3 protein-coding genes are annotated in these 4,735 nt (G+C 35.5%); 1 reads left to right on the top strand and 2 read right to left on the bottom strand.

Annotated features, from left to right (window positions below; translation table 11 throughout):
* Positions 1-154: 154 nt before the first annotated feature.
* Positions 155-607: a GatB/YqeY domain-containing protein gene (locus tag BN338_RS02920; RefSeq protein WP_039758891.1), complete on the bottom strand. Its 453-nt coding sequence runs from the start codon at positions 605-607 to the stop codon at positions 155-157.
* 258 nt (positions 608-865) lie between these two features.
* Between BN338_RS02920 and carA the strand changes: the two genes are divergently transcribed.
* Positions 866-2,062 carry a glutamine-hydrolyzing carbamoyl-phosphate synthase small subunit gene (carA, locus tag BN338_RS02915; protein ID WP_039758889.1) on the top strand — a complete coding sequence of 399 codons (1,197 nt, stop codon included), beginning with the start codon at positions 866-868 and terminating at the stop codon, positions 2,060-2,062.
* Between the two features lie 1,018 nt (positions 2,063-3,080).
* Here carA and BN338_RS02910 read toward each other — a convergent pair.
* Complete coding sequence (locus BN338_RS02910) at positions 3,081-4,301, bottom strand: tetracycline resistance MFS efflux pump (RefSeq protein WP_039758995.1); 1,221 nt, start codon at positions 4,299-4,301, stop codon at positions 3,081-3,083.
* Positions 4,302-4,735 lie beyond the last annotated feature (434 nt).

Below are 4,735 nucleotides of genomic sequence, written 5' to 3'. Positions count from 1 at the left end.
CCCTATGAAACTCAAAAAACAGCTTTGTTCATTTCAAAGAATTATTTTTTAAGAGCTTTATGTATAAGATACATACCACTGACCAATATCCTATTGATGGACAAGGTTCCCGCACAATAAAAAACATTTTTCAATCCCTTTGAATTGATAAAATCTATTGCAATTTTTTACGAAGACTATTGCACACTTTAGAAAAATTCATTTGCCCCGCATACCGTTCCTTAAGCCACGCCATCACCTTACCGATATCACGTAATTTTTCAGCTTTCGTTTGTGCCAAAGCTTCACAAATAACCTGTTCTACCTCCATCTCCTTAAGCTGATAGGGAAGAAATTCACGAATAACTTCTATTTCTGCTTGTTCTTTCTCTGCTAATTCCAAGCAACCAGACTCTTTATAGGCACGCATTAACGCTTCACGCTGTTGAAGCATTTTAGTGAAAACAGACTGAATCTGTTGATCATCTACTTCTCGTTTCCCTTCATCATAATAAAGAACATCACGATCCCTAACCGCAGCATTCATTAAACGAAGTGTAGCAAGACGTGCACTATCTTGCGCTTTCAAAGCAGCCTTAAGAGCCCCATCAATCTGGTCACGCAACATAAATTCATCCAATTTTATTCAAGCAGAAAATGCCTTTTAACCAATCTTTATCCATCTTGCAATGGAAGATAAAAAATAATTGAAATCTCGATCTTAGAAAAGATAAAAACAAGACTTTACCTCTTCATGGAATGTCCTTATACTTTCTGCTTTAGGAAAAACATCACGAGAATAATAGATACAGCATCTGTTAGAGGTATGATTTTTGTGTAAAGTTAATCATTATACCTTTCAGAAAATAAATTGTGGATACACACTATGATACAAACAATTTCATCGAGCCGACCTTGGAGTGTCAACAAACCTACAGCCCTCTTAATCTTAGCTGATGGAACCGTTATTGAAGGCAAAGGAGCCGGTGCGACAGGTATTGCTGAAGCTGAAGTGTGTTTTAATACCGCCATCACAGGCTATGAAGAAATCCTCACAGACCCATCATACACACAACAAATCGTTAATTTTACATTTCCTCATATAGGAAATGTAGGAGCAAATAGTGAAGATATTGAATCTCTCACTCCTCTCAACTGTTACGGTGCTGTTGGCGCTATTTTTAAGGCAGATATTACACACCCTTCAAATTATCGAGCCAATGAAAACCTTCATCAATGGCTTAAAGCCCGTAAAATTATTGCACTTTGTGGTATTGATACACGTGCACTCACAATTCTTATTCGTGAAAAAGGTGCGCAAAATGCTGTCATTGCCCATAATTCTGATGGAAATTTTGATATTCCCTCTTTAAAAAAACGCGCACAAAAATGGCACGGTCTCGTCAACCTTGACCTTACGAAAGAAGTGACATCTCAATCATCAATACAATGGGATGAAGAACCATGGTGTTGGAATAAAGGATACAGCACAAACAATGTGCACAATCTTCATATCGTTGCCATTGACTATGGTATTAAACGCAATATTCTTCGTCTTATGGCAACACAAAAAGCACGCATTACTGTTGTGCCAGCCCACACAACAGCAAAAGAAATTTTGGCCATGAACCCTGATGGTGTTTTTCTTTCTAATGGACCAGGAGATCCGGCCGCTACCGCTCAATATGCCATTCCAACAATCAACACATTGATTAATCATAATTTACCAATTTTTGGAATATGTCTTGGTCATCAACTTCTTGCTCTGACACTTGGCGCAAAAACCGTAAAAATGCACCAAGGACATCATGGTGCAAACCACCCCGTTAAAGACCTTAACAGTGGAAAAGTTGAGATTGTATCAATGAATCACGGTTTTGCTGTAGATGCAACCTCTTTACCAAAACATGTTCAAGAAACACATATCTCTCTCTTTGATAGTTCTAACTGTGGTATTCGAATCATTGGAAAACCAGTTTTTTCTGTTCAATATCACCCCGAAGCTTCTCCTGGACCACAAGATAGTCACTACCTCTTTCAGCATTTCTGTGATCTCATTATGAATCATAAAAAAATATCTTAAGACAAAATGCCGCACTTTTTAGCTTCTCTTCTTTGAATTATATCGTTTTCCTCCCCATAATGATATTGTTCCCGATAAATTATGGAATGAGTATCATTATTCGTCATTTCACAATGTAAATGGGAGTGCTGAATAACATAAAATTTCTTACTTCCCTCCTGTTTGTTCTCATGCCCCTCCTTTTAGGATTATACCATACCAATCAAAATTACTGGCTGCCCCCCAAGAAAGATGAGTGTGTCAATATTTTGAGTGCGTAACTAAGAGCTATCGTAAGTAACGTTGGAAACTAGCAAAGTGAATGATGGTACTGCATCTTTTATAAATAAAGAGAAGTGTGTATTGTGAATCTTATACCATTTATAGAAACCGTTCCCTTCTATTCTTCATCGGCACTATCACAAAATTGATGCCTCCCCATTGAAAACTATTCCTTCAAAACAAGTGCTATATTCACACGATAGTTCTGAGCATTCTACTATGCATCAGAAATATCATTCCTATTAAAGGGTGAAACAAACAAAAGTGTGAAACAAGGCAACAAATCTGTACTCTTTTAAAAAAAATATTAGTGTTAATAATAATTTTGAAAACGATAAGGCCGAACGAAAAAACGATAGCTGGAAACGGTTTTCCAACTGTACAACTTTATATTTACATTCTTCCCAAGTAAGATTTTCTCTCGATTTCAGAAATGATGCAAATAAATAGAGACACTATTTTACTTCTAATTTGAGTATAAAAAATCTTAAATCGTTCGTACAATACTGCTACATCTAACACTGAAGCGTTTTTTCAACATACTGTTCCATGAGCACGGGATATTGATAAGCAAAAAAACACGAGCTTTATGATGCATAACACTATCACAAAACAAAAAAATATTCGCAATAAATGAAAAGAATATATCGGTATTTTATATGATACTCTAAACACATCACAAAAAAATTCTGCCTATCAAATGTCATTTTTGATGCATTCTCTAGCAAAATATTCTTAACCTGCCCTCTTCAACAAATTAACGTACCCGCAAGGTAAAAATAGCCGTAGCAACGACAAGAAGCAAAAAACCTCCGATAAAAGGAGCACCAGAAAAATAAAACAGTGCATTTTTATCTGTAAAACATTCAAAGAGAAACACATAAAAAACAGAACCAAATATTAAACTCAATGAAATAACAGATGTCATCGCTCCTTGTAGTTCTCCTTGTACATTTATTGGCACCTGCGCTGAAGCAATAGCACGAATAGGGGCATGAACAAGATATTCAAGCATTGTACACGCAAAAACCATATAAACCATCCATCCCTTTGTTGCGAATGTATAGCCCAGCATAGCAGCGTATGCAAACAAAAGCCCCACAATAACGATATGCCAATCACTCCATCGCTTAGAAAAATAAGGCAAAATAAGAGTGACAACAACAAATTGACCTATCCCAAAAACACTATAGGATAGCCCAATGGAAAACGAACTCCAATCATAGCGTTCTTTTGCAATGAATGCCCAAATGCTTAACCATACAGATTCTGCAAACCAATAAAGAAAAAAAACCAATAACACCCAAAGAACCATCGGATATTGCTTCAGTTGCCAAAAAGCACCTAAGAGATTTGCCCGCTTAATATCAAAAAGTCGCCTATTCCATAGAGAAAGAGTTTCTGGAAGCATAACCCAAGCAAAAATAAAATTAATGAGCGAAAAACCAGCAGCAAAATAAAATGGAATACGCGGACCAAACTGACCTAAAAAACCACCAATAAACGACCCTAAAATAAACCCTAATGCGGATGCAACCCCTAATAGACCAAAATTGCGTGTACGGTTTTTGTCATCCGATATATCTGCAAGATAAGCTGTACAAGTTGCAAAGCTAGTACCACTTATCCCTGACAAAAGACGCCCGATAAATAACATAGAATAGCTCCATGCTATAGCCCATATGAGATTATCAAGAGCCAAGCAGATAATAGAAACAAGCAAAATAGGACGACGACCATAACGATCAGAAAGATTGCCAATAATAGGAGCAAACAAAAACTGCATCACTGAATAAGCTGCCAATAATTTTCCCCTTTCTACAAAAGATGTACTGACATCTTTTCCAGTTAATTGAGAAAAATATTCTGGCAAAACAGGACAAATGATTGCAATACCAAGAATATCTAACCATAAAGTGATGAACACTAAAATGAGCCCACGTTGAACAAACTTCGGATTGAGCATCTCATCTTGCATGACATACACACTATTTTACATACACAGCAACACCCCCGCTCTCTTTTCTTCCCTCCTTTTTTTTAAGTATTCTATATCGTATAATTTTCATAATATAGAATAATAACAAAGTAAAAATTACAAAAAGAGTCAAGGTAAAAATATAAAATTATGTTTTAATTAGTATATCATTCTCAAAGTATAAAAAATATTTTTTATATTAAATGACTAAATATTCATGAGAATAAATCATGAATAAAGTCTCAAGGAATATAGAATATTCCAATAATTTTAGAAACATTATGATTGATTTTATCAGACATTATTGCCTCTTCTCATACCACTACTTTTAAAAACCTTAACTCTATTAGATACATCAAATGCCCTATAACAATTGAAATCTTTAAAAAGATAAGCTCTTTAAAAAAATTATCTTCAGGATATACGATGAGGTT

The organism is Bartonella queenslandensis AUST/NH15 (assembly GCF_000312585.1).
GTDB lineage: Bacteria > Pseudomonadota > Alphaproteobacteria > Rhizobiales > Rhizobiaceae > Bartonella > Bartonella queenslandensis_A.
This window is presented reverse-complemented; position numbering and strand designations above follow the sequence as displayed.